Origin of the sequence: Citrobacter sp. C1 (assembly GCF_014596895.2) — a bacterium.
Lineage (GTDB): Bacteria > Pseudomonadota > Gammaproteobacteria > Enterobacterales > Enterobacteriaceae > Citrobacter > Citrobacter gillenii.
The window spans coordinates 731,990-754,910 of the sequence record NZ_CP115035.1; the positions used below are offsets into that span (position 1 = coordinate 731,990).

The following is a 22,921-nucleotide window of genomic DNA, read 5'->3' on the forward strand; positions in this document are numbered from 1 at the left end:
GAGCACAGGAGGTGCGATGAAGATTTATCGTCCATTATGGAGCGAAGGGGCCTTTCTGGCCCCCCAACAGTTTCAGCAACAAACACGCTGGGATGCTTATGTGGCTGACGTTGTTGCCCGTATGTCACTGTCATCTCCGTGGGGAGTCATCAGCGCAGAGTTTGACGAAAGTGCACTGGCTGTTTTTCGCTTAAATCCGGTCAATCTGGTCGTGCGTTTCCCTGACGGTACGTTAGTGGACACGAGTGTTTCAGACAACCTGCCTCCGGCGTGTGATTTATCTCATCTCACTGGCTACAACAACGTTGATGTCGTGCTGGCATTGCCGCTGCTTTCTGCAAACGGCGGCAATTTGTCATTAGGGGGCGGTGTCAGTCGCCCTTGTCGCTGGCAACAGGAGTGGTTACCCGTCCAGGACTTATCCGGCCAGGAACGGACTGATATGGCGGTATTACGGAATGCTATTACGCTGCGGTATGCCCATGATGATAACAGTGCTTATCTGACCTGTCCGGTCGCTTGTCTTATTCGAAATGCCCAAGGGCAATGGGAGTTAGGGGGGGATTTTTTACCGCCTTCACTTTCACTCACGGCAAGCCCCTTATTGATGAATTTACTGAGCGATTTGGTGCACCGCATCCGGGCCAGATGCCGCCGTTTGATGGCGTTGCGACGCGAAAGTAACGAACGAATGGCAGATTTTGCCGTAGCAGATGTATCGCTTTTTTGGTTGCTAAATGCGCTCAATAGCGCGGAGCCCGTGCTGAGTGAAATGCTAGAAAATCCCGGACGACATCCTGAACTACTGTGGCGAGAACTGGCGCGACTGGCAGGCAGTCTCCTGACGTTTTCATTGGATCATGATGTCAATGCTGTACCGCCTTATCAGCATACCCATCCAGATCGCGTATTCCCGCCATTGTTTGCCCTGCTGGTAGAACTGCTGGAAGCCAGCCTGCCTTCTCGTGTTGTCTCTATTGAACTAATACAGGAGCGACAGTTCTGGTATGGCGTTCTGGCGGATGCCCGATTGCGTGAAGGGGCTGATTTTTACCTTTCTGTCCGTTCGGATCTTCCTGCGCATTTACTCCTGACGCAGTTTCCACAGCTTTGCAAAGCAGGTAGCCGAGCCGATGTGTCTGATGTCGTCAATGTGGCGCTCAGTGGTGTGCCTTTAAAACCGTTGACTCATGTACCTGCGGCTATCCCGTTACGACTGGAAAACCAATATTTTGCGCTTGAGATTAATCATCCTGCTGCCCAGGCAATGCTGGAGGCGGGTAATTGCGCCTTCTATGTCCCAGGAACGCTAGGAGAAATTCAACTTGAGCTGTTCGCAGTATTAAGGGATTAAACGACATGAAGAAGGACATCGATCAGGTTTTCTGGCCGGCCTGGCTTGCCGTAAGCCAGCTACGTAGTGGCGCCGACGTAGACGATGGGGCCGCGCTCTATCGGCGCGCCTGTCAGTGGGTTGATTCTGCGCGTGAAGCCTTACGTGAAATGGGATACAGCGATCATAGCGTTGAACACATGCTGTATACGCAATGTGCATTACTGGATGAAAGCGTATTGAACCGTAATCGGCAGGACAGCGGTTATATCACTTGGCTGGCCACACCATTGCAAGCCCGCTATTTTAATACCACCAACGCCGGAGAAGAGCTTTGGGAACGTATCCGTACGGTACTTCGGGAGCCCGTTCCCGATATCGCGGTATTAACCTGTTTTTATCGTGCGGTCACGCTCGGTTTTGTTGGCCGTTATCGTGAGCAGGGAGATGAACGTCGTGAGGATGTGCTTGAAGCGCTGGCGGCTCAGGCTATGCCTTTTAAATTAAAGCACGATGCTCCTGTGGTCATTCGAGCCTCAGGTTTTTCTGGTGGGCAGCGTCGCTGGTGGTCGGCCTGGGTTGTGGGGGCGGTGACGTTAGGCGCCATGTGGCTGGTATTTTCTCACGTCCTGCAGGAGCAGGTTACTCTGCTTATTGGACAAGGTTAAGACATGATCCAGTTGCGAGGGATCGTGAACTACGTGCTGGCAACCGTGTTGGCATTGTTGTTGATCTGGGGATTCAGCCCGGTAAGTACCGGTGTGCGAGGCGGTCTTAGCGTTCTGATTTTGGTGTTGGCCATTCCAGGGATCGTTTATGGCTGGCGTCACTATAGCCAACTTGCATCTGATCATTCGGGTATTGACGTGCCTCTACCCCCTGAAAGTTTTCAAGGGCCGGTGGTATTGGTGTGTGGTGATAGTGAGCGATTGTTTGTCGCACGAGGGGCTTCTTGTGAAAGCTCACAGGGCTGGTATCTATGCGTCCAGACACCGGAACATTTTGCGGTTCTGGTTCGCCAAATAGCGGTACAACGTCCGGGTCTTCTGATGCGGGTTTCCGTTATGTTGGCGTTGACCCCGGAACAGCATAACGATGAAGACGCGCTTAAGCACATGCTGCTCAGTTGGCGGCGTGTGGTAATGCAGAGTCGGCGTTGGCTATCAGGAATACCACCGTTATGGTTGTGCTGTTGGTTGAATTATCCTGAGTGTAAAGAAACTGCGCGCTGGTTTATTCGTACGCCTCAGGATGCGGAGGTGCAGTCTGCCACGGGCTTAGACGATTTTGCCCCATTCTCTTCGGAAGAGCGTCCGGCTCGCCATTTTCATCTTACCCATGCCATATGGCTGGATAACTTATTGAATTGGCTAAAAATCGTGCAAGGTGATGCCGGGCGTAATGTTCCGTCTCTTTTTTCAGCTTTGCGCGTGGTGTGCTTCACTTCTTTAAGCGGCAGAGAAAATAATCTGTGGCAGCAGCATATTGCCAGTCAGACAACGCTTTCTCCTGCAGTGTCTTCTGAATCCGTTTTACTGCCATTTCCGGATCTGGCTTTGTCTTTTTTATCTCGTCGCCGGGCATTAACGGCATTTCAACGCACAGTAGGCGTGAGTGGCTTGCTGTGTGGTGTTTTTGTTGGTCTGGCGATGCTGTTCAGTTTTATCAATAACCAGCATCTGATCAGAGTCACAAACGATCATCTGACTTTATATAGCCGTCTGACTGGCAATCCCGTCGAACCTAAAATTCAGGCTCAGGACCAACTGCGGCGTGATGTCGAGTGACTTGATCGTTGGTACCAGCGTGGTGAACCGCTTTCTCTTTCAATGGGCCTATATCAGGGTATGAGACTGATTCCTCCGCTTCGGGCGGCTATCAGTGACTGGGTGCCTCCTGCAAAACCGAAGATCGCAGCACCGCAAACCGTCCGTCTCGACAGTATGTCGCTGTTTGATACCGGCAAATGGGCCTTAAAAGCGGATTCAACAAAAATTCTCATCGCCGCACTGGTCAATATCAAAGCCAAACCGGGTTGGCTGATTGTTGTCGCTGGGCATACCGATGATGTTGGCGATGAGAAATCAAATCAGCAACTTTCTCTCAAACGCGCGGAGTCCGTTCGTGACTGGATGCGTGACACCGGCGATGTACCTGAGAGTTGCTTTGCCGTTCAGGGCTACGGTGAATCGCGCCCTGATAAAACAAACGATACGCCGGAAGGCCGGGCTGCCAACCGTCGTGTAGAAATCAGTCTGGTGCCGCAGGCTGATGCCTGTCGGACGCCGGGTGTGAAGGAACCGTCACCGGAAGGCGGTGACGCATTAGCGAAGTAAAAAATGGAGAAAGAATTATGGCTATTCCAGTCTACTTATGGCTGAAGGACGACGGCGGCGCGGACATCAAAGGTTCTGTTGATGTGAAAGATCGTGAGGGCAGTATCGAAGTGGTGGCTCAGGAACATAACCTGTACATCCCTACCGATAATAACACCGGTAAGCTGACCGGGACGCGTATTCATACGCCGTTCATGTTCACCAAGGAAATCGATGCATCCAGCCCGTATCTGTACAAGGCTGTCACCACGGGTCAGACTTTGCGCCAGGCGGAATTTAAATGGTATCGCATCAATGATGCGGGTCAGGAAGTGGAGTACTTCAATACGACTTTGCATAACGTCAAAGTCGTGAAAGTAAACCCAGTGATGCACGACATCAAAGACCCTGCCAAAGAGAAGCACAACCACCTGGAGCAGCTTGAGCTGCGCTACGAGAAGATCGTCTGGACATACAAGGATGGCAATATCATCCATTCAGACGCCTGGAACGAGCGTACCACCGCGTAATGCTCAAACGGATGAGGATTTCCTCATCCGTTTTTTTTTGCCCTCTGCTGAGCGCTTGGAAAGCACGTTCAGCAGAGAGTGACATCGTCAATATTACCTTATGGGCATTGGATTACGGCCAGGGGCGGTAGCGTGTCTGGATACAGGGAGTCAGGAAGCAAATGGAACATCAGTCGGCAGTGTTATTACGGCGCCTCAACCCTTACTGCGCGCAGGCTCTTGAAGCTGCGGCATCGTTATGTCAAACGCGAGCGCATGCAGAAATTACACCTGAGCATTGGTTACTGAAGTTACTGGAGCAAGGGGAGGGCGATATTACGGTAATCGCTCGGCGCTATGAATGGGATATTGATAATCTCTGGCAGTCGTTGCTGGCACATCTTGATGTCCAGTCTCGTTCCGTTAAAAGCCGTCCGCAGCTGTCAGAACCGCTTATTTCTTTAATGCAACAGGCCTGGCTATGTGCCGCGACGGATGAAAATTCGCAAATACGCGGCGTACATCTGCTGATGGCGCTGGTGGGAAAGCCTTCGCTACTGAAGTGTGATGGTTTGTGGCCGCTTCTGAGCGCCGGGCATACCCAACTGGAACGGCTCCTGCCGTTACTAAATGCCCAGTCGGATGAGCGTCCGGAAAGACAGCAAGAAGCCGCTCTGGCGCAGGTTTTTCCAGATGACGAAGTGCGTCCTGGCCTGGCTCAGTCGACGTTGTCGCCAGCATTACAAGGTGTACTGGATAAATTTACCCTGGACGTGACCGCGAAAGCGCGTGCCGGCGATATCGACCCGGTATTTGGTCGCGATAATGAAATTCGCCAGATGGTGGATGTATTGTCACGTCGGCGGAAAAATAATCCGATTCTGGTCGGTGAGCCAGGAGTGGGTAAGACCGCGCTGGTAGAAGGCCTGGCGCTTCGCATTACTGAAGGTAACGTACCGGATAGCCTGAAATCGGTGACGCTGCGCACCCTGGATCTTGGCCTACTTCAGGCGGGAGCGGGAGTGAAAGGTGAGTTTGAACAGCGTTTGAAAAACATTATTGATGCCGTGCAGCAGTCCCCAACGCCAGTTTTGCTGTTTATCGATGAGGCTCACACCATCATTGGTGCAGGTAATCAGGCGGGGGGCGCGGATGCGGCTAATCTGCTCAAACCTGCTCTAGCCAGAGGGGAGCTGCGGACCATCGCGGCGACCACCTGGAGCGAATATAAACAATATTTTGAGCGTGATGCCGCGCTGGAACGGCGCTTTCAAATGGTAAAAGTGGATGAGCCGGATGATGAAACGGCTTGTCTGATGCTGCGTGGTTTGAAATCGCGCTATGCCAAACACCACGGCGTGCATATCACCGATGAAGCGGTCAAAACTGCTGTTACGCTCTCCCGCCGTTATCTTACGGGAAGACAATTGCCGGACAAAGCTGTTGACCTGTTGGATACTGCAGGTGCCAGGGTGCGGATGAGTCTTGATACTGTTCCTGAACCCCTCACGCGTTTAAAGTCAGAGATCACCGCGCTTGAAATGGAAAAGCAGGCACTACTTGAAGATATCGCCGTAGGCAATGGTCAACATGCTGAACGACTGACGGCAATTGAACAGCAGGAAAACTGTCTGCTGGTCGAACTTGATGAACGCGAAACCCAGTATGGTCAGGAAATGACCCTCACTGAGCAGCTTATTGACTGCCGTCGTGATATTTCGCGTCAGGCAGAAACGACTGAATTGCAGCACAAGCTTAATGCACTTCAGCAGGGTAATCCTTTGCTGTTTCCGGATGTGGATGCACGTACTGTTGCCACGGTAATTGCTGACTGGACCGGTGTTCCTCTTTCCTCATTACTGAAGGATTCCCAGGCCGATTTGCTGACGCTCGAAACCCAAATGGGTAAACGCGTTGTTGGCCAGGAGTATGCGCTGAACGCTATTGCGCAGCGTCTGCGTGCATCAAAAACGGGCCTTACACCGGAAAACGGCCCGCAGGGCGTGTTTCTGCTCACAGGACCCAGCGGGACCGGGAAAACGGAGACGGCACTGGCGCTGGCCGACATCCTCTTTGGCGGTGAAAAGTCGCTGATTACCATTAATCTGTCTGAATATCAGGAACCGCATACCGTGAGCCAGCTCAAAGGCTCACCTCCGGGATACGTAGGGTATGGTCAGGGCGGAGTTCTGACGGAAGCCGTGCGAAAACGCCCCTATAGCGTGGTATTACTGGATGAAGTAGAAAAGGCGCACAGGGATGTCATGAACCTGTTCTATCAAGTGTTCGATCGCGGCTTTATGCGCGATGGTGAAGGGCGTGAAATTGATTTTCGTAACACCGTTATTTTGATGACCTCCAATTTGGGCGGCGATTCTATTATGCAGATGCTGGATGAACAGCCGGAAACGACAGAGTCCGGTTTGCATGAACTACTGCGTCCACTTTTACGCGATCACTTCCAGCCAGCCTTGTTGGCGCGCTTCCAGACCATTATCTACCATCCGCTCAGTGAACCGGCGTTACGTACGATTGTACAGATGAAACTGGATCAGGTTAGCCAGCGATTACTGCGTCACTACGGTATCACCACAACGATATCCGAGAACCTTTTTGATGCCCTGACCGCCGCTTGCCTGCTGCCGGATACGGGGGCGAGGAATATTGACAGTCTACTGAATCAACAAATCTTGCCAGTACTCAGCCAGCAGTTGTTAACGTATCTTGCCGCACAGCAAAAACCTCAGCAGCTTACCTTGGGCTGGAGTGATGAAGGGGGCATTGAGCTCATATTAGATCCCGAATGAGAAAATAAAGTCCAGTGATAAGCATATCGCTGGGCTTTATTTTGTGCTGTGTCGTACCTTTTTCTAAAGGACTAAATATGGATAGTGCAAAAGATATAGCAAAAGATATGCTCGATGCGATTAATGTTGATCATTCTGGTTTTTTAGGTGCTCTGGCAAAAGGATTTATATCATTCCCAGTGAGCATGGGGTATCTGGCCTATGATTTTCTGGATACAGAACATCGTTGGAATAATCAGAATGATACATACAGATTTGCGTTACTTATTAAGAGAGTAACATTCAATAAGGAGTTGATAGGTAAAGTTATTGGAGTTTTTATTGATGATTTTGCTTCCAGAGTAAATCTTGTTTTAATGGCGGAGAGGGTTTCCGGGAATATTGCAGGGAAAGTGTTATTTTCTAAATTAACTGGCATTAATCTTGGTATTATGATCTCAGAACGATTGGTCGCTGCGTTTTTTTCAGGTGCTGCTATAGGTACAATTCTTGCAGTGGGGGCGGAGGTATCCAGAGCAATCTATACATCCCGCTATCTTGCCGAAAGAAATCCGTCTCACTATCAAAAGCTAAGAGATCGGGGGGATTTGGATCTTCTTTATTTCCTTGTTGAGGATATTGTGAAACCCTTTGAGAAAGCGATTGATATTAGTAATACAAATATAGATTGTTTTAATGAGGTTTGCCAATGTTTTCTGGATGGTCTGGGAAGTTTAGAAATATAACTATATATTTAATGTATTTTTGTATATTCGCAGTAGGTGATATTTTATGCACTCTGGGTATCGGTTTTTCTATTTGGTTCTTTTTTATTTCTGAAGATAATTATCGATATTTCTGGGGTGCGGTAAGCATTTTATTGATTTTTTTAGGGTATGTTTTGATGCGGCTTTTCTGGCCTCACGTGCGTAGTCATTGGGATGATTATCTATAACGATCTAATTTAACACGAAGGGCGTTGCTTGTCAGTTATCGATATGCGTTTGATAAATGATGTTCTGATTATTTATCGGGGTATGGCGAGCAGTAATTTTCTGATGAATTATAAAGCGCATTTTTTCAACTGATTTTGACGTCGGGCTATTAAACGGAGTTAACCCTATGAATTTGGAACCAGCAACACCAGAAGCCTCGCTTAATCGCTATAGTCTGACTATTTCCTCATGTCCGTATAAATTAGACGTGGAGCGTTTTGAGGGGCTGGAGCAGTTAAGCGTCCGCTACCATTATTCGATTTATTTCACCTGCACCAGCCCTAAACTGACCGCCGATATGTTCCTGAACCAGCCGGCGTTACTGACGATGAAAGGCGGGGAATTACTCAGTGCCCGGCCGGTGAAGTTTGTGCACGGCGTGGTCACCCACTTCCGGCGTCTGGCGGGGTCGCGGGACCAGGTCAGCCACGAAATCATCGTGGAGCCTTATCTCTCCCTGCTGGATAAACAGTTCCGCACGCACCGTTTCTTCGTGAATAAATCGGTCCCGGAGGTGGTGGGCGAAATCCTGCAGGAGCACGCGCTGTGCGGCTGGGAGTATGAGTTCACGCTGACGCAGAGTTACCCGAAGCGTGAGCAGATAAACCAGTACCAGGAGAGTGACCTGGCGTTTATCGAGCGTCTGCTGGCGGAAGTGGGGATATTTTACTTCTTTACACTGCAGCCGGATACGCGCACGGAAGTGGTGCATTTTGCGGACAGGCAGAGTGCGTATGAGTTTGACAAACGGCTGGCGCTGAACAGTCCGTCAGGGATGAGCGACAGCGGGGCAGACTCCGTCTGGAGTCTGAACATCCGGTATCAGGTGGCACCTGCGGGGGTGACAGCGAAAGATTACAACCACCGTGAAGCGCAGAAAGTGCTGCAGTCGGCAAGGGCGGATATCACCAGTGGCGAGGGTGAAGAGATGCGCTATGGCGAGGTGTATCACTACAAACCGCGTCATCTGGAGGCGGGGGATGCATCCGACCCGGCTCCGGAGACGGCGAACTTCTGGGCGCGGCTGGACCATGAGCGTTTTCTGGCGGAGCAGACGCTGATAACGGGTGTGAGTACGGATGCAGGGTTGCGTCCGGGGCAGGTGGTGACGGTAACGGACAGCAGCGTACCGTCGACGCTGCCGGGCGTGCTGCAGCAGCCTGTGGTGGTCATCCGCACCGGGTTCAGCGGCAGCAGGAAGGAGGCGCTGAAAGTGTCGCTGGCAGCGGTACCATACAGTGAGACGCAGTGCTGGCGCCCGTCGCTGAAGCCGAGGCCGAAGGTGAGCGGCACGCTGACGGCGCGGGTCAGCAGCCCGAAGAGCGGGGATATGTATGCTCACCAGACGGCGGAAGGGTTGTACCGGGTGAAGTTCGACGCGGACCGGGACAGCAAACAGCAGGGTTACGAGAGCATGCTGCTGCGCCTAGCCAAACCCTACGGCGGTGACACCTACGGTATTCACTTCCCGCTGATACAGGGTACGGAGGTGGCGGTGGCGTTCCACGAGGGAGACCCGGACCGACCGTATATCGCCCATGCGCTGCATGACTCGCGGCACCCGGACCACGTGACGGACGTAAACAACACGCGTAACGTCATCCGCACGCCGGCGAACAACAAGCTGCGTATGGAGGATAAACGGGGCGAGGAGCACATCAAGCTCAGCACCGAGTACGGCGGGAAGACGCAACTGAACCTTGGGCATAACGTGGATGCACAGCGTGCGTTGCGGGGAGAAGGCTTTGAACTGCGTACAGACCAGTGGGGAGCTATACGGGCTGGGAAGGGGATTTTTATCAGTGCCGATCGCCAGGAATTAGCTGGAGGTTTGCAGCTAGATATGCATGAAGCAGTAGCTAACTTACAAGCTGCGCTTCAGGATGCGAAAGGTATTCGCTCTGCGGCAGAAAAAGCGAAAGCAGAACTGGCTGATATAGAGAGGCAAAAAGCATTGTTGATGGAGTCTATGACAGAGCTCAAGAAACAGGCTTTACTTTTTTCTGCCCCTGCTGGTATAGCACAGGTAACTCCCGCCAGTATCCAACTTTCATCAGGTGAGAATGTCATTGTGACCTCTGGAGCGGATACAGATGTCAGTGTCGCTAAAAAATTCCGCCTTGGTGTGAAAGAAACAATAAGTCTTTTCGCTCAGTGGATGGGGATTAAGATTTTCGCCAGCAAAGGAAAAGTGGAAATTCAGGCGCAGGGAGATGCAATGGATCTGCTGGCAAAGAAAACGTTGAGTATAGCCAGCAAGGATGAGCAGGTGATCATTACCGCAGCGACAGAGTTAGTGCTCAGTTGTGGTGGAGCATATATCAGGCTTAAAGATGGCGAAATAGAAGTCGGGGCGCCTGGCAATGTTCGCGTCAAGAGTATTGGAATTCAGAAAATGGCGCCTGCAATATTGAACGCCAGAATAGAGTTACCGGATCCTTGCGCCACTGCCATTGATGCTGCGGGTGGTACACAAAGTCCTACAGTGACGCTGGGCTGATGGAGGGTCAATAATGAAGGAATCTTTAATTACTTATGATTACTCCTTACAGGCAATGCAAAATCAGGGGGGGGATATTGGCGAGGAAATATTTGATCGTTTTAGAACGCTAAATAGAAATTGTATATTAATGATTGACGCTGCAATTATAAGATTAAGGAATCAAAGTTCATCATTCTACAACCAAATAATAGATAGAGGGGTTGTGAGGGTACCAGTTGCTAATCGTTACCTAACCTCAGAATTTGAGCCGTGTTTGGTTTCACTGGATTTATCTTTACCTGAGGATTGTAAAATACTACATGAAAGTATTATGCAAGCCCTGAAAGAGATCGAACCTAATGAAATACTGCTGGGTAAGGGCAGGATGATTTGTGGTTGGCTCACTTGTGAAGAAGATATTATCAATCTCGCTGCTTACCTGGGAGAAGTTGCTATCCAACAGCGTGATGGAAAAGATGTTTTGCTTCGATATTATGACCCTGCAATTATGATCTCTCTTTTATCCATTCTGGATGATTGGCAACAACGACGTTTGTTAGGACCAGTTGAAGTGTGGAGTTTTATTGATGGCGATGGGCAGTTTATCAATAAAATAAATCAATCTGATAATCAACTGCGACTTTCATATACGTTATCACTGAGCGCTGGCAATTGGCGTGATATACATTTCGTCGGGATAAAAAATAGGATTATCTGTAATTATCGCTTAGCGCATTTGAGTAGTGAACGTTTCTCGGAGTCAGCGGTGTTTAAACTATTGCAGCAGTCACTTAAAAGAGCCGAGATGTGTGCTTTTACTAATGAAGAAGAACTTATTAAGTGGGGGGAGTGTTCAATTAATATTGCTCCGGAGTTTTATAACCATGGAATGATTAAAAGGTTGCTTGAAATAAATAGCCTAAGTGGGAAGAAAAAATTTACTCAAATCATATCCCATGTCACAGAACAGCAATGGAATGACATTCGCGAAGATCATTAATTAAGCGATTTACAGTTCGAATATGCAGGAGAACAGGGATGAAAAATTATAAATGTGACTGTATGTTACAGGGACCGGCATTACTGCCTGTACGCTATGCGGTGGTTCCTGAATATATTCAGGAAGCACTGCCGGCGTGGGCAAAACCAGGTGCGTCGTCTTATCCGGCAGAAAGTGAAAATTACCACTATGCGCTGCGTGCGATGCGCAGGGGTTATATCTATATCTACTATCCGTACCTGACGGACTGGGAAGCGTGGTCAGTGTGTGATGACGGCAGTTTGTGGAAACAGCTATCGGCGAAAAATGTTCTGGAGAAGTCAGAGCCTGACTGTCGGCAGGGAACCTACAGTAACGGCGGAAAGGATTTTCTGACGCTGCCATATGAAGTCCTGGAGAATGATATCTGGATAGCATTCACACAGTGTCCCTGGACGAAAAAAACGATGGAGCGTTACGCGGGCGATGACGGGCAACGGCAGAGCAGAATGCAGCGCCTGAGTGCATCAAACTGGACGTCACCGCAGACTTCAGAACAAACGGCAGAAGCAACGACAGGCAATCTTACAGGGGTTCTGGATTACATCGCGCCGCAGGGAAGCCAGCTGAGTCCGGCAATGCTGTTACCGTATGGCACCCATACTAAAATCCGCGTCAGCCAGTGTGTGAGTGAACGCTATGCAATAGTCAAAGAGCCGGGGCCGCAGGAGACATTGTACCCGTGGAAGAGCGGAGTGGCCGGAAACACAATCCGGCAGATGAAGGAACGGGGAGTGAAGCCAGACGGTTCCCCCGTCACACCGTTGCTGATGGCGCTGCATGATGCAACAGGGATAACGCATGAGCTGACGGGATGGACGAATGATGTCCTGGCGATGGCGAAGATATATGGTGAAGAACGCGCCCTGGAGTTCTGTACCCAGAGTCTGATTAACGGAGTTAAGGAGATTGTTAACAAAAGCTCGGAACAGAATGTTGAAGCCCAACTTTCTGTATTACCCCAGGAAACATATATCTCTCCTCCTGCAATGGATTATTCTTATGATATGTATGCCCAGAATGAGAAATCTAAAGGTACAGACCCGAAGGATATACTAACCCGCGAAGAATTCGAAAAGCAGGTAAAGGGAAAACAAAACGAAGTTTATAAAAAACACCAGGTAGCTAATGATTGGTCTAAATATGCACGAATGATCAGGCAGACTAAATGGGAGTCTTTTAATAAATGTTGTGCTGATCTAACACAAAAAATTGATGAACAACTCGCTAAGCTGATTAGCTATCGTTGTGAATGGTTACAGGCTTCTTTATTTATAACAATGTTACAGGATTTTTTCTCTAACGATCCTGTTGATAATACGAGCTATCGTGAAATAGCTGCCTTCGCGATGACTAGTCTTGGTGAGTCGCCATCAGGTGTAAAATTGCTGGATGACTGGATAGACGCATATACGACGACAAGTGAAACTAATCTGGTTTGGAGAACACATTTTTATAATAATCCAGAGATCATGGCAGATGCGGAGTCATTATTGGCTAGCTTGCACCAGTGTAGCATCGCTCCGGTTTCTGAAAATGATGTACTCTACTTTTTTGAGAAGAATGGCGCTAAACTCAATAAAATATTTAAAGGTTTTGAAAAAGCAACGAGTGAAATTTCAAAACCACTGGCTGGAAATGCCGTATTCTCGAAAAAAGTGCTGTATAAAATGGACCAGCATATGGCAACCGTAGGGGCCAGGTTTTTCTCCGTATCACGGATTGGACCTGTTCTCAATACCATGAATGACCTCATTGTTCGAACCCTTTTATCGCTGTCTGCTGGAAAGTCAGAGTTAGAAACAAAAATATTGTTCAGTAAATATTTTGGCTGGGCCACGGAACGCAGGGCTTACATTACCGGCACTGTTTTTTACAGCCCGCAAAGAGCCATTCGGGCCGATCTTCTCCGGAGGGCGAGAAAGAAATATGCCGCACTTGAAAAATCTTATGCAGATTATCTTAGCCAGCCAGCGGGACATTCTGGTTATGCGGTGACCAGTATTAGGATTTTTGTTTTATTTTTCAATGTCGTTGAGTTGTATAACCAACTCGATAATTTTAAAAATGAACCAGCTAACTACGCGAAGGTAGTCAGCGCAATATCGGCAACGGCGAGCGGGATGATTGATATTGCAACCCCTGCAATGGAGGCCATTCTTAAAGATAAAAATAGTCTCCACTACATGAAAATGTTTGGCGCAGGATGCTCGTTGATAAGTGCAGGTCTTTCGCTGGGATTAGATTTCTCTACATTATTGAACAAAGTTGGTTTACCGAACTCCAGTAAGAAATGGGCATTTACGGGATTATATTTAGTCAAGACTCTTAGTGATGTCGCCATTATTGCCAAAGCGGAAGGGAAATTGATGTCGGTGCTGATTGAACGCTTTGGCTGGGATACTGCTGAAGGGGAATTAGCCGTATGGCTGGGGAGGGCAGCTGCGCCGCAATTCACAAAATTAGGCGTCGAATGGGTGGGGTTGTTGGCTTCCTGGGAGGTGGCCCTGTTATTGATGGTCGCTGAATATATTCTGACGGAATATTATTCACGCGATGCCTTACAGTCGTGGATTGAGAATGGATTGTTTGGTGATAATTGTTCGATTGATATCGACAGTTATTCGCCGGAAAAAATCAATATATTTATTGATGAAACCAGGAATTCACTGCAAGAAAGCTTACGTCAATTATCTTCAGCTAAAAAACAACAACGTGGAAAACCAATAATTTACTGGCCATTTATTATCTATGATGAGCCGGAAGTCCCTGCTGTGGTTTAATTTTGGAGCAACAAAATACTATGACAGAAGATGATGAGCTGTTCGCCGATATGCCCAGAGCCTATATCCGGGGACTGGAGAAGGGGAAAGGGTATGTGAAAGAGAATTATCTCCGGGAGCGCAGGGAATGGATAAAATTAAGACAAACCATTGCGCACTATGAATCGGAAGGCAAGAAGGAGCATAAAAAACGGCTGGCGGAACTGTATCGTGAAGAAAAACAGCTGGCAAAAGCGCTGGCCGATATGCCACCGGACCCGGTACTGCCCCCGCCAGCCCCGCTGATAAAGGTCAGTGGCGTGGTGACAAACTACCACCAGCGCTGCCTGTCGCACTATTTTGACACCAAAGCCTATCCGCAGACGTGGGAATATTTCAGCAGGCAGGATGAGAACATGGCGTCTGCCGCGATGGTGCTGGCCTCGACGGGGTCTGCGGCAACGGCACAGGGCATGGTGGCGAGCAATGAAGACAGGGTTCCAGCGGCGGCGTGGTACGTTACGGGCGAAATCAATGGCCGGCAGTTTTCAGGGTGGCTGGGCGCCCCCTATTGCCGGGAAGGTGAGGAAGTGGAGCTGATTGCCGCGCCGGTGGGAGAGGAGTATCTGGTATATGCCCTTATCCGGCCACATGCACGCTCGCTGACCATGCCGCCGTGGTGTTACCAGGGAATACGACGGGCACGAATAGACGCGATGAAAGTCCCCATTTCGGTCGTTATTATTCTGGCTATTCTGCTGCTGATAGTGGGTTTGTATAAAGAAGATTGGGTCGTTAGTGAAGGATTGATGCAAGTGATAACGATATTTTTGGTTACGGGGACCTTTCTGTATATCCTGCCCGCAATATGGACGATCTGGCGACGACATCCTTTTCCGAAAGAACAGCTGACGGAAGAGATATTGACTGTTGCTGGCTGGGATAATGTGACCAATATTGACCTTCTGAAACACGACAAGAAAAAGATAAAAGAATTTAAGAAACAAGGACGATCTATTCGATTACTTAAATCAGGATGGTGGTTTTATTACTATTAGCTGGAATTAAAAGATTAAATATTATGACAGAAGATGACGAACTGTTCGCCGATATGCCCCGGGCCTATATCCGGGGGCTGGAGAAGGGTAAAGGGTATGTGAAAGAGAACTATCTCCGGCAGCGCAGGGAATGGATGAAATTAAGACAAATCATTGCGTACTATGAATCGGAAGGTAAGAAGAAGCATAAAAAACGGCTGGCAGAACTGTACCGTGAAGAAAAGCAGCTGGCAAAAGCGCTGGCTGATATGCCATCGGACCCGGTACTGCCCCCGCCAGCCCCGCTGATAAAGGTCAGCGGAGTGGTGACAAATTACCACCAGCGCTGCCTGACGCACTATTTTGACACCAAAGCCTATCCGCAGACGTGGGAATATTTCAGCAGGCAGGATGAGAACATGGCGTCAGCCGCAATGGTGCTGGCCTCGACGGGGTCAGCGGCAACGGCACAGGGCATGGTGGAGAGCAATGAAGACAGGGTTCCTGCTGCGGCGTGGTACGTTACGGGCGAAATCAATGGCCGGCAGTTTTCAGGGTGGCTGGGCGCACCCTATTGCCGGGAAGGTGAGGAAGTGGAACTGATTGCCGCGCCGGTGGGAGAGGAGTACCTGGTATATGCCCTTATCCGGCCGCATGCACGCTCGCTGACCATGCCACCGTGGTGTTACCAGGGAATACGACGGGCACGAATAGACGCGATGAAAGTCCCCATTTCGATCGTTATTTTGTTAATTATTACGATGTTGGTAGTGTTTATTTGCCAAGACGGCTGGGTTGTTACTGAAAAAATAGTGAGTGGAGTCACGATGTTTCTGACCATGGGGACCTTTCTGTATATCCTGCCCGCAATATGGACGATCTGGCGACGACATCCTTTTCCGAAAGAACAGCTGACGGAAGAGATATTGACTGTTGCTGGCTGGGAGAATGTGAACAATATTGATTTGCGCAGATTAAAACGCAGAAGAATAAAAGAATTCAAAAAAAATGGAAAATCTGTGCGGGTAATGACATCAGGATGGTGGTTCTATTACTATTAGACGAGTTTTATTTGTGGATTTAATTTTAAAGCTAATATTTATTACCAGGTGAGATGTTATTATCTGATCTTTATCTTATTATATAAATATGCTGGATAATTTTTTGTTTTTTCAAAAAATAAATCTGGATAGTTATGTTACTTTATAGTGAGGATTTATGTTTTTAGGTTTAGTCAGACTCAATGATCCATTAAGTAGTGGTGGTAAAGTAATTTCAGTTTCGTCAACGATAATTATCGATGGTTTAGGCGTCGCATTGCTTGATGACACTGTTATATGCCCTATTCCATTTCATGGAGTAAATAAAATAATTCAGGGTTCTACAGAGTGGATCTCAGATGGAAAACCAGTGGCTGTGCATAAATGCATGTGTCAATGCGGTTGTTATGTTATTTCAACTCTTCCCTGTAGCGGAATTTGGTAAGTTAAAATGAGTTGGAATATCCCGGTTAAAAAGAAAATACAACCTATACCTTCTATTCGGTGGGGGCGTGATAGTGGTGTTTTTTTTTCATTGTTAATAATGATTTACCTGCTATTTACTCTTTTTTATTATATTACTCATAATAGTGATTATTTTTATTATGCTTTCGCAATATCATTAAGTGTTTTTATGGTGTTTATTATATATATAGGACTTCGATTATTTCAACTTGGTGTGTCTCTTGAACGAAATGAGTTGATATCAACGGAAAGTTCTAATATTGATTATGAGTGGTCTGAATGGGCGTCTGATTATATAAGCATTGTAGATTACAGCTATCTCTTTCCCGAAGAATCGCAGATACCCCATTTACTTGAAGTCAATGAGTTCAACGCCATTGGAACCAGGGCGTTACATTTTTCAGAATCAATCGATTATACTGTTTTATTCCATGAGTTATTGGCTCCCATGAGAGCCAGATTAATTGAGATTACTTCTGAAAAAGGTTTTGTTATTAACTTTATTATTGGTCAGATGTCAGGGGTTTCAGCGTGGCAGCCTTTTTTATTGGCCTGGAAACGACTTGGGCTCTCTGAAGACATAATTAAAAACAGTGAATTTACCTTGCACGATTATGTATTAAATATTAATGAATGGCTAAGCGTTACGGAGGATAAATTCAGGTTAATTATTGTAGGGGAAAAATCAACGGATATCAAAGATAATCACCATAGAACGGGGGATGGGATGTGTGCTTTTCTTTTCGCTCCGCCGGTGTTAGTTAATCAGAATAATAGTGTTGAGAAAGCAAGGTTATATAGGTCTATCTCTACGAATGAAGGTGAACTGTTCAACGACCTTAACGATCTTATTTTTTATCAGGCCAAGGTTGGGATAATTGACAATTTGTTGATAGGAAAATATAGCGATAAAAAAGATGTGGCCAAGGTGGCAGTTCTTCTTAATGAACACAACAACAACCTTGAGCAATATTATGCAGAGTTATATATTGGCATTCACGGAGAGTTTGATATCTGGATGATGTTGATGTTTTCTTTATTGAATGGAAAAAAGGTGAGTGCTGTGGATCTAATATTCTCGGAATCGAATGGAAAGATTATATTGTCGAGGGTTAAAAAAATCAGAAATCAGGAATAGATATATGAATAAGTCTACCTTGTTGCGGCTATTTGGTTGGCTATGTATTTTGGTTGTCGTTGGTTTGATATGTTACGTAGTGCTTTTTTATTACGGAGAGTATTTGGGGGTGGAGTCCCAAACAACAAGGATAATCGTCGTTACAACTGTTTTATTAGCGCTGTGTTATATTTTTAAATTATGGCAGATGAATGCGCTGAAATCAGTGCTGATATCGTACGTTCCATTGTTAAAATATAAATCAATTGTTTATTTTTTTATGCCATGGAAATCATCTGATAAGGCAAATGTGGGAAATAATACGACCACCGCATTAGATAGTAATATATTCATTAACATCCATTCTACACTTAAAGAGAATTACGGCCGCCGCTGGCGCGCCAAAACCCGCATTCTGCTGGTGATGGGGGATGCCTCTCAGGTGGATCAACTGGTGCCTAAACTCACCTCTCAGCGCTGGGCTGAAGGTGATGGTGTGGTGTTAATTTGGGGGGGAGATCTGGCTGACACGCCGGATGTCACCTTGTTCAATGCGATACGCAAGCTGCATCGACGCCCACTGGACGGGGCGGTATGGGTAGGTAACCACTTCCAGCAACAGGATGTGCTGGTTCACACCGATCCCATCACTCCCTTAACAGCACAACAGATGGACGACGTTGCTCGCCATCTTCAGGCTATTTTTACCACGCTTCGCTGGCGTATTCCGTTATATCTCTGGTCGCTGCATGGTACTCACTCTGCACATGATGGGGTAGATGCTCAGTCCGCAACCTGTTTGTTGTCACCGGGATGTACCCCTGCATTATGTCGCTTGCAGCTTACCTCGTTGGCTTCACAACTGGCGCAGCAGGGAACGCAGCAGCTCACGCTAAATATTCGCGATAACTTCTTACTGAAAATGGCTAATTTGCTGACGCATAGCGCCGCAGCCATTAGCGATTCGCTAACGACTTTTTTCAGCGCTCATCGCGGCCTCCCGCTGGCAGGTGTGATTTTTAGCCTGTCTGTAGAAGGTACTACGTCGCGAGTGGTACATGTCTGGACGGGTGATGAGCGCTGGCGTGCGCTGCTTGATTCACTCCCCGCATTACCTGCTGAACTAAAGGCACAGCGCACAGGCCGTTCAGGGATGCGTGTGCTTGCAGTCGGTACTGCCGGTCTAATGTTGCTGTGGGGCGCGGGAATGGTGGTCTCATTTCTGGTTAACCGCAGCCTGGTGGTGGAAAGCCGGGATCAAGCTAAGCTGGCTGCCGGTCAGGATAAACCGCTCGCTGAGCGCCTTTCGGCGCTGTCCGCGCTGCAGCAAACGCCTGGTAAACTGCGCTGGCGCCAGCAGAATGGGGTTCCGTGGTATTACCGCTTTGGCTTAAGCCAGAACGATGCGTTGTTGGATGCGCTGTGGCCGAGTTATGCACGTATCGCTATCCCGCTCTTGCGTGATGAAGCCGCAAAGCATCTTACTCAGGAACTCACGGCATTAACCCGGCTCGCGCCAGACAGCCCTCAGTTCGCTGGGCGGGCGAAGAATGCCTACAACCAGCTGAAAATGTACTTGATGCTTTCCCGGCCAGAGCAGATGGAGGCGTCATTTTTTAGCCAGACGTTGATGAAAGACTGGCCTGAGCGGTCAGGGATGTCACAGGCATCATGGCAGGGCGTAGGGCCAGGGCTGTGGCGATTCTGGGGGCAAAATCTGCCTGCGCATCCTGAATGGACGCTGGCGGCGGATAAAAATCTTATTAGCCAGGTGCGTACGCTGTTAATTCGTCAGATGGGGATCCGCAACGGTGAGGCTGCGCTGTATCAAAAAATTATTGAGCAGGTGACCCCGCATTACACCGATCTTCGTCTGGAGGATATGACCGGTGACACCCGTGCGGAGAGCGTATTTTATACCCGAAGTACGATTGCTGGCGTATATACCCGTAAAGCCTGGGAAGAGGAAGTGTTACCGGCGATAGAAAAAGTAGTGAATAACCGCCGGGAAGAGGTGGATCAGGTGCTGGGTGATGATACGCATTCCGCAAGCGATCCGCTCTCCCCGGAGGCGCTAAAAGCGCGCCTTAGCGAGCGTTATTTCACTGACTTTGCCGGGAACTGGCAGGATTTTCTCAACAGTTTGCGCTGGAAGCGCAGCCAGACTTTGAGTGACGCTATCGATCAACTGACGTTGATTGCCGATGTTCGTCAATCACCTCTGGTTGCGCTAATGAACACACTTTCAGTACAAGGGCGTACCGGATTCACCGGAGAAGCGTTGTCGGACTCACTGGTGAAGTCAGCAAAAGATCTGTTTAAAACCAAAGAGAACCAGACGATTGATCAGCATGCGCGCGAAGACGGCCCCATGGCGGACACGTTCTCGCCGGTTCTCGCCTTGATGGACGATAAATCAGGTGGGCAGGATCTCAGCCATCTGAGTCTGCAAACCTACCTGACGCGAGTTACCCAGGTACGGCTGAAACTCCAGCAGGTGACCAATGCCGCCGATCCGCAGGGCATGAGCCAGGCGCTGGCACAAACGGTATTTCAGGGGAAAACCGTCGATCTCACCACCACGCGTGACTATGGCAACCTGGTGGCTGCGAGTTTAGGGCAGGCATGGAGTGGGTTTGGTCAAACCCTGTTTGTCCAGCCGCTGGAGCAGTCATGGCAGCAGGTTTTGCAGCCGACGGCAGCCGGGCTGAACGCGCAGTGGAAGGCGCTGATTGTTAATGACTGGAACAATGCATTTGGCGGACGTTACCCATTTAGTGACGTAGGAAGTGAGGTCTCGTTGCCGCTACTGGCCCAATATTTGCGCAATGATAACGGTCGGATCCCGCAGTTTCTCGAAAGTCACTTAAGCGGTGTACTGCATAAACAGGGTAGCCACTGGGTTCCTGATACGGTGAATGCGCAGGGGCTGGTATTTGATCCGGTATTTCTTGAGGCGATGGATACGCTAAGCCAGCTTGCGGATGTGGCATTTACCCGTGGTGAAGCCGGTTTACGTTTTGAGCTACGCCCCGGAACCGCGCGTGATGTCATGCAAACCGATCTGGTTATTGACGGTCAGAAACTCACCTACGTCAATCAGATGCCGGTATGGAAAAACATTGTCTGGCCGGCGGATACAGAAGCATCGGGCGCAACCTTAAGCTGGGTGAGCACGAAAACGGGGACCCGAATCTACTCCGATAATCCAGGAACCTGGGGCTGGATAAGGCTGCTTGAGAAAGCGGAGATTACCGATAATGCCGGGGTTAACAGCGGCTTTAACCTGCGCTGGACTGCCCAGGATGGCCTTCCGCTGAACTATACGCTGAGAACGGAAGCCGGTGATGGTCCGCTCGCATTACTCCAGCTACGCGATTTTGAATTACCCGAGAATATTTTTGTTATAAGCAGTCAGACTTCATCAGAGGAACAAGAATGAGCGCCCTGAATCGTCTCCTGGCAGCCAGTATGACTTCGCCAGATGAACAACAGCGGTTGATGGAACAGGCGCAAGCGCAGACTGTGCTTTGGCAGAACTGGCTACTGCCGATTTCCGAGGTGAGTCCTGGCGGCGAAGATCCTGGTTATGATGATGATTTTCAGCGTATGAGAGAAGAGGTCAATAAACTCTCCGGCGCACAAACCGATCTCATCATTGCGCTGGCAGAAAAGCTTCTGACCACCACCAGTAAGGATGTTCGCGTCGTAACCTATTACACATGGGCTCGTTTGCATCGGGATGGTGAGCCTGGCCTCGCCGATGGCCTGACCTTACTGGCAGGTCTGATGCAACGTTATGGCGATAACCTGCATCCTTTAAGAGCTAACAGCCATAAGGCGGCTCTTGAATGGCTGGCTGGCGGACGGATGCTGGATAGTCTGGCACGTTACCCTGAAGTCTCACGACCCGATGCGCAACGAATTACCGGTGCGCTGATATTACTGCAGCAGATGTTTAGCCAGCGGGAGGAGAACCTTCGTCCTGGACTCGGAGCGCTGTATAGCGCCCTGGAGAATCGTCTGGTGCAATCAGGCGGTGCTCAGGCACTGGTCCCGCAAAACATCGGGGTCCAGTCGGGTCGACAAAGCGCAGAAGCGCCAGCGCTCAAAAGTATTGCTTCCGGACGAGAACTGCTTGAGCAGACGCGAGTGCTGGCGAAATATCTCCGCGATCAACCCGACGGTTGGCTGGCGGCGCATCATTTGATGAAAAGCGTGCGGCTGGATACTGTCTGTCAACTTCCACCGCCCGATGGCGCAGGGCGTACGCGTCTGATCCCCCCCAAGAGTGATTACCGAGCCCAGCTCAAGCGTCTGTACTTGCAACAAAGTTGGACAGAGCTGATTGAGTTAACGGACAGTTTATTTGCAGAGGGGGTCAACCACTTCTGGCTGGATGTGCAGTGGTATCTTCATCAGGCGGTCAGTCGGGCAGGTACGCCGTGGGATAAATATCCTGAAATTATTATCAGCGATCTGAAGATGCTGCTGCATCGAATGCCGGGTCTGGAAACGCTGGCATTTAACGACGGTACTCCCTTTGCCGATGATGTCACCCGCGAATGGATAACCCGTGATGTTATGCAGGAGAGTGACTGGCAGACAGAGAACATCACGGCGGCTTCTGCCGGGGCTGACGACGATATTTTGCTACTGGAAAGCGAGGCTCTGGCGCTAGCCGATAGCGAAGGGATTGAGGCGGCGCTTGCCTGGCTTCAGGCTCGGCCCGGTATTATTTCGGTTCGCCAGCGCTGGCTGCGCCAACTGTTGATGGCTCGCCTGACTGAACAATGCGGCCGCAACGATCTCGCGCTGCATTTGCTTGGGGAGCTAAATACGGCAGCGCAGTCTCTTATCCTCGAACAGTGGGAACCTGAACTGTTATTTGAAGTAAAAGCGAGACGCCTGAAATTACTGCGTTTAAAAGCCAACCGTAGTGAAAGTGATAAAACCCGTCTGGCGCAAGAAATGGACGCACTGTTGTCCGGATTGATCGCCATCGATCCCGCCAGGGCAGCCGTCTTATGCGGCTGAAGCA

General features: G+C 49.1%; 14 protein-coding genes and 1 pseudogene. All 15 read left to right on the forward strand.

Annotation, left to right across the window (positions count from 1 at the left end; genetic code table 11):
- The first annotated feature begins 16 nt into the window (after positions 1–16).
- Complete coding sequence (gene tssK / locus IB214_RS03555; protein WP_117342664.1) at positions 17–1,354, forward strand: type VI secretion system baseplate subunit TssK; 1,338 nt, start codon at positions 17–19, stop codon at positions 1,352–1,354.
- Positions 1,355–1,359: 5 nt separating this feature from the next.
- Positions 1,360–2,001 (forward strand): type VI secretion system protein TssL, short form, encoded by a 642-nt coding sequence (tssL, locus tag IB214_RS03560; RefSeq protein WP_117342663.1) that lies wholly within the window; start codon positions 1,360–1,362, stop codon positions 1,999–2,001.
- A gap of 3 nt (positions 2,002–2,004) precedes the next feature.
- Positions 2,005–3,669 (forward strand): annotated as a pseudogene (locus IB214_RS03565) (OmpA family protein).
- Positions 3,670–3,686: 17 nt separating this feature from the next.
- Complete coding sequence (gene tssD, locus IB214_RS03570) at positions 3,687–4,178, forward strand: type VI secretion system tube protein TssD (RefSeq protein WP_117342662.1); 492 nt, start codon at positions 3,687–3,689, stop codon at positions 4,176–4,178.
- A 161-nt stretch (positions 4,179–4,339) separates the two neighbouring features.
- Entirely contained in the window at positions 4,340–6,964 is a 2,625-nt protein-coding gene (gene tssH / locus IB214_RS03575; protein ID WP_117342661.1) for a type VI secretion system ATPase TssH, read from the forward strand.
- A gap of 77 nt (positions 6,965–7,041) precedes the next feature.
- Positions 7,042–7,689 carry a hypothetical protein gene (locus IB214_RS03580; protein ID WP_117342660.1) on the forward strand — a complete coding sequence of 216 codons (648 nt, stop codon included), beginning with the start codon at positions 7,042–7,044 and terminating at the stop codon, positions 7,687–7,689.
- Positions 7,690–8,065: 376 nt separating this feature from the next.
- Positions 8,066–10,438, forward strand: a complete 2,373-nt coding sequence (gene vgrG, locus IB214_RS03585) for a type VI secretion system Vgr family protein (RefSeq protein WP_117342658.1) — start codon at positions 8,066–8,068, stop codon at positions 10,436–10,438.
- Between the two features lie 13 nt (positions 10,439–10,451).
- A complete protein-coding gene (locus IB214_RS03590; protein ID WP_117342657.1) occupies positions 10,452–11,420 on the forward strand; it encodes a DUF4123 domain-containing protein in 969 nt (322 codons plus the stop codon).
- 38 nt (positions 11,421–11,458) lie between these two features.
- Complete coding sequence (locus IB214_RS03595) at positions 11,459–14,242, forward strand: T6SS effector BTH_I2691 family protein (RefSeq protein ID WP_117342656.1); 2,784 nt, start codon at positions 11,459–11,461, stop codon at positions 14,240–14,242.
- A gap of 20 nt (positions 14,243–14,262) precedes the next feature.
- Positions 14,263–15,279: a putative type VI secretion system effector gene (locus IB214_RS03600; RefSeq protein ID WP_117342655.1), complete on the forward strand. Its 1,017-nt coding sequence runs from the start codon at positions 14,263–14,265 to the stop codon at positions 15,277–15,279.
- Between the two features lie 23 nt (positions 15,280–15,302).
- Entirely contained in the window at positions 15,303–16,319 is a 1,017-nt protein-coding gene (locus tag IB214_RS03605) for a putative type VI secretion system effector (RefSeq protein ID WP_188249379.1), read from the forward strand.
- A 157-nt stretch (positions 16,320–16,476) separates the two neighbouring features.
- Positions 16,477–16,743 carry a PAAR domain-containing protein gene (locus IB214_RS03610; RefSeq protein ID WP_096755705.1) on the forward strand — a complete coding sequence of 89 codons (267 nt, stop codon included), beginning with the start codon at positions 16,477–16,479 and terminating at the stop codon, positions 16,741–16,743.
- 6 nt (positions 16,744–16,749) lie between these two features.
- The gene (locus IB214_RS03615) at positions 16,750–17,901 is read left to right on the forward strand and encodes a hypothetical protein (protein WP_117342653.1); all 1,152 of its coding nucleotides are present in this window, start codon (positions 16,750–16,752) and stop codon (positions 17,899–17,901) included.
- Between the two features lie 289 nt (positions 17,902–18,190).
- A complete protein-coding gene (locus IB214_RS03620; protein ID WP_244207860.1) occupies positions 18,191–21,322 on the forward strand; it encodes an ImcF-related family protein in 3,132 nt (1,043 codons plus the stop codon).
- Positions 21,319–22,917, forward strand: a complete 1,599-nt coding sequence (gene tssA, locus IB214_RS03625; protein ID WP_117342651.1) for a type VI secretion system protein TssA — start codon at positions 21,319–21,321, stop codon at positions 22,915–22,917. The genes IB214_RS03620 and tssA overlap by 4 nt, the downstream gene beginning before the upstream one ends.
- Positions 22,918–22,921 lie beyond the last annotated feature (4 nt).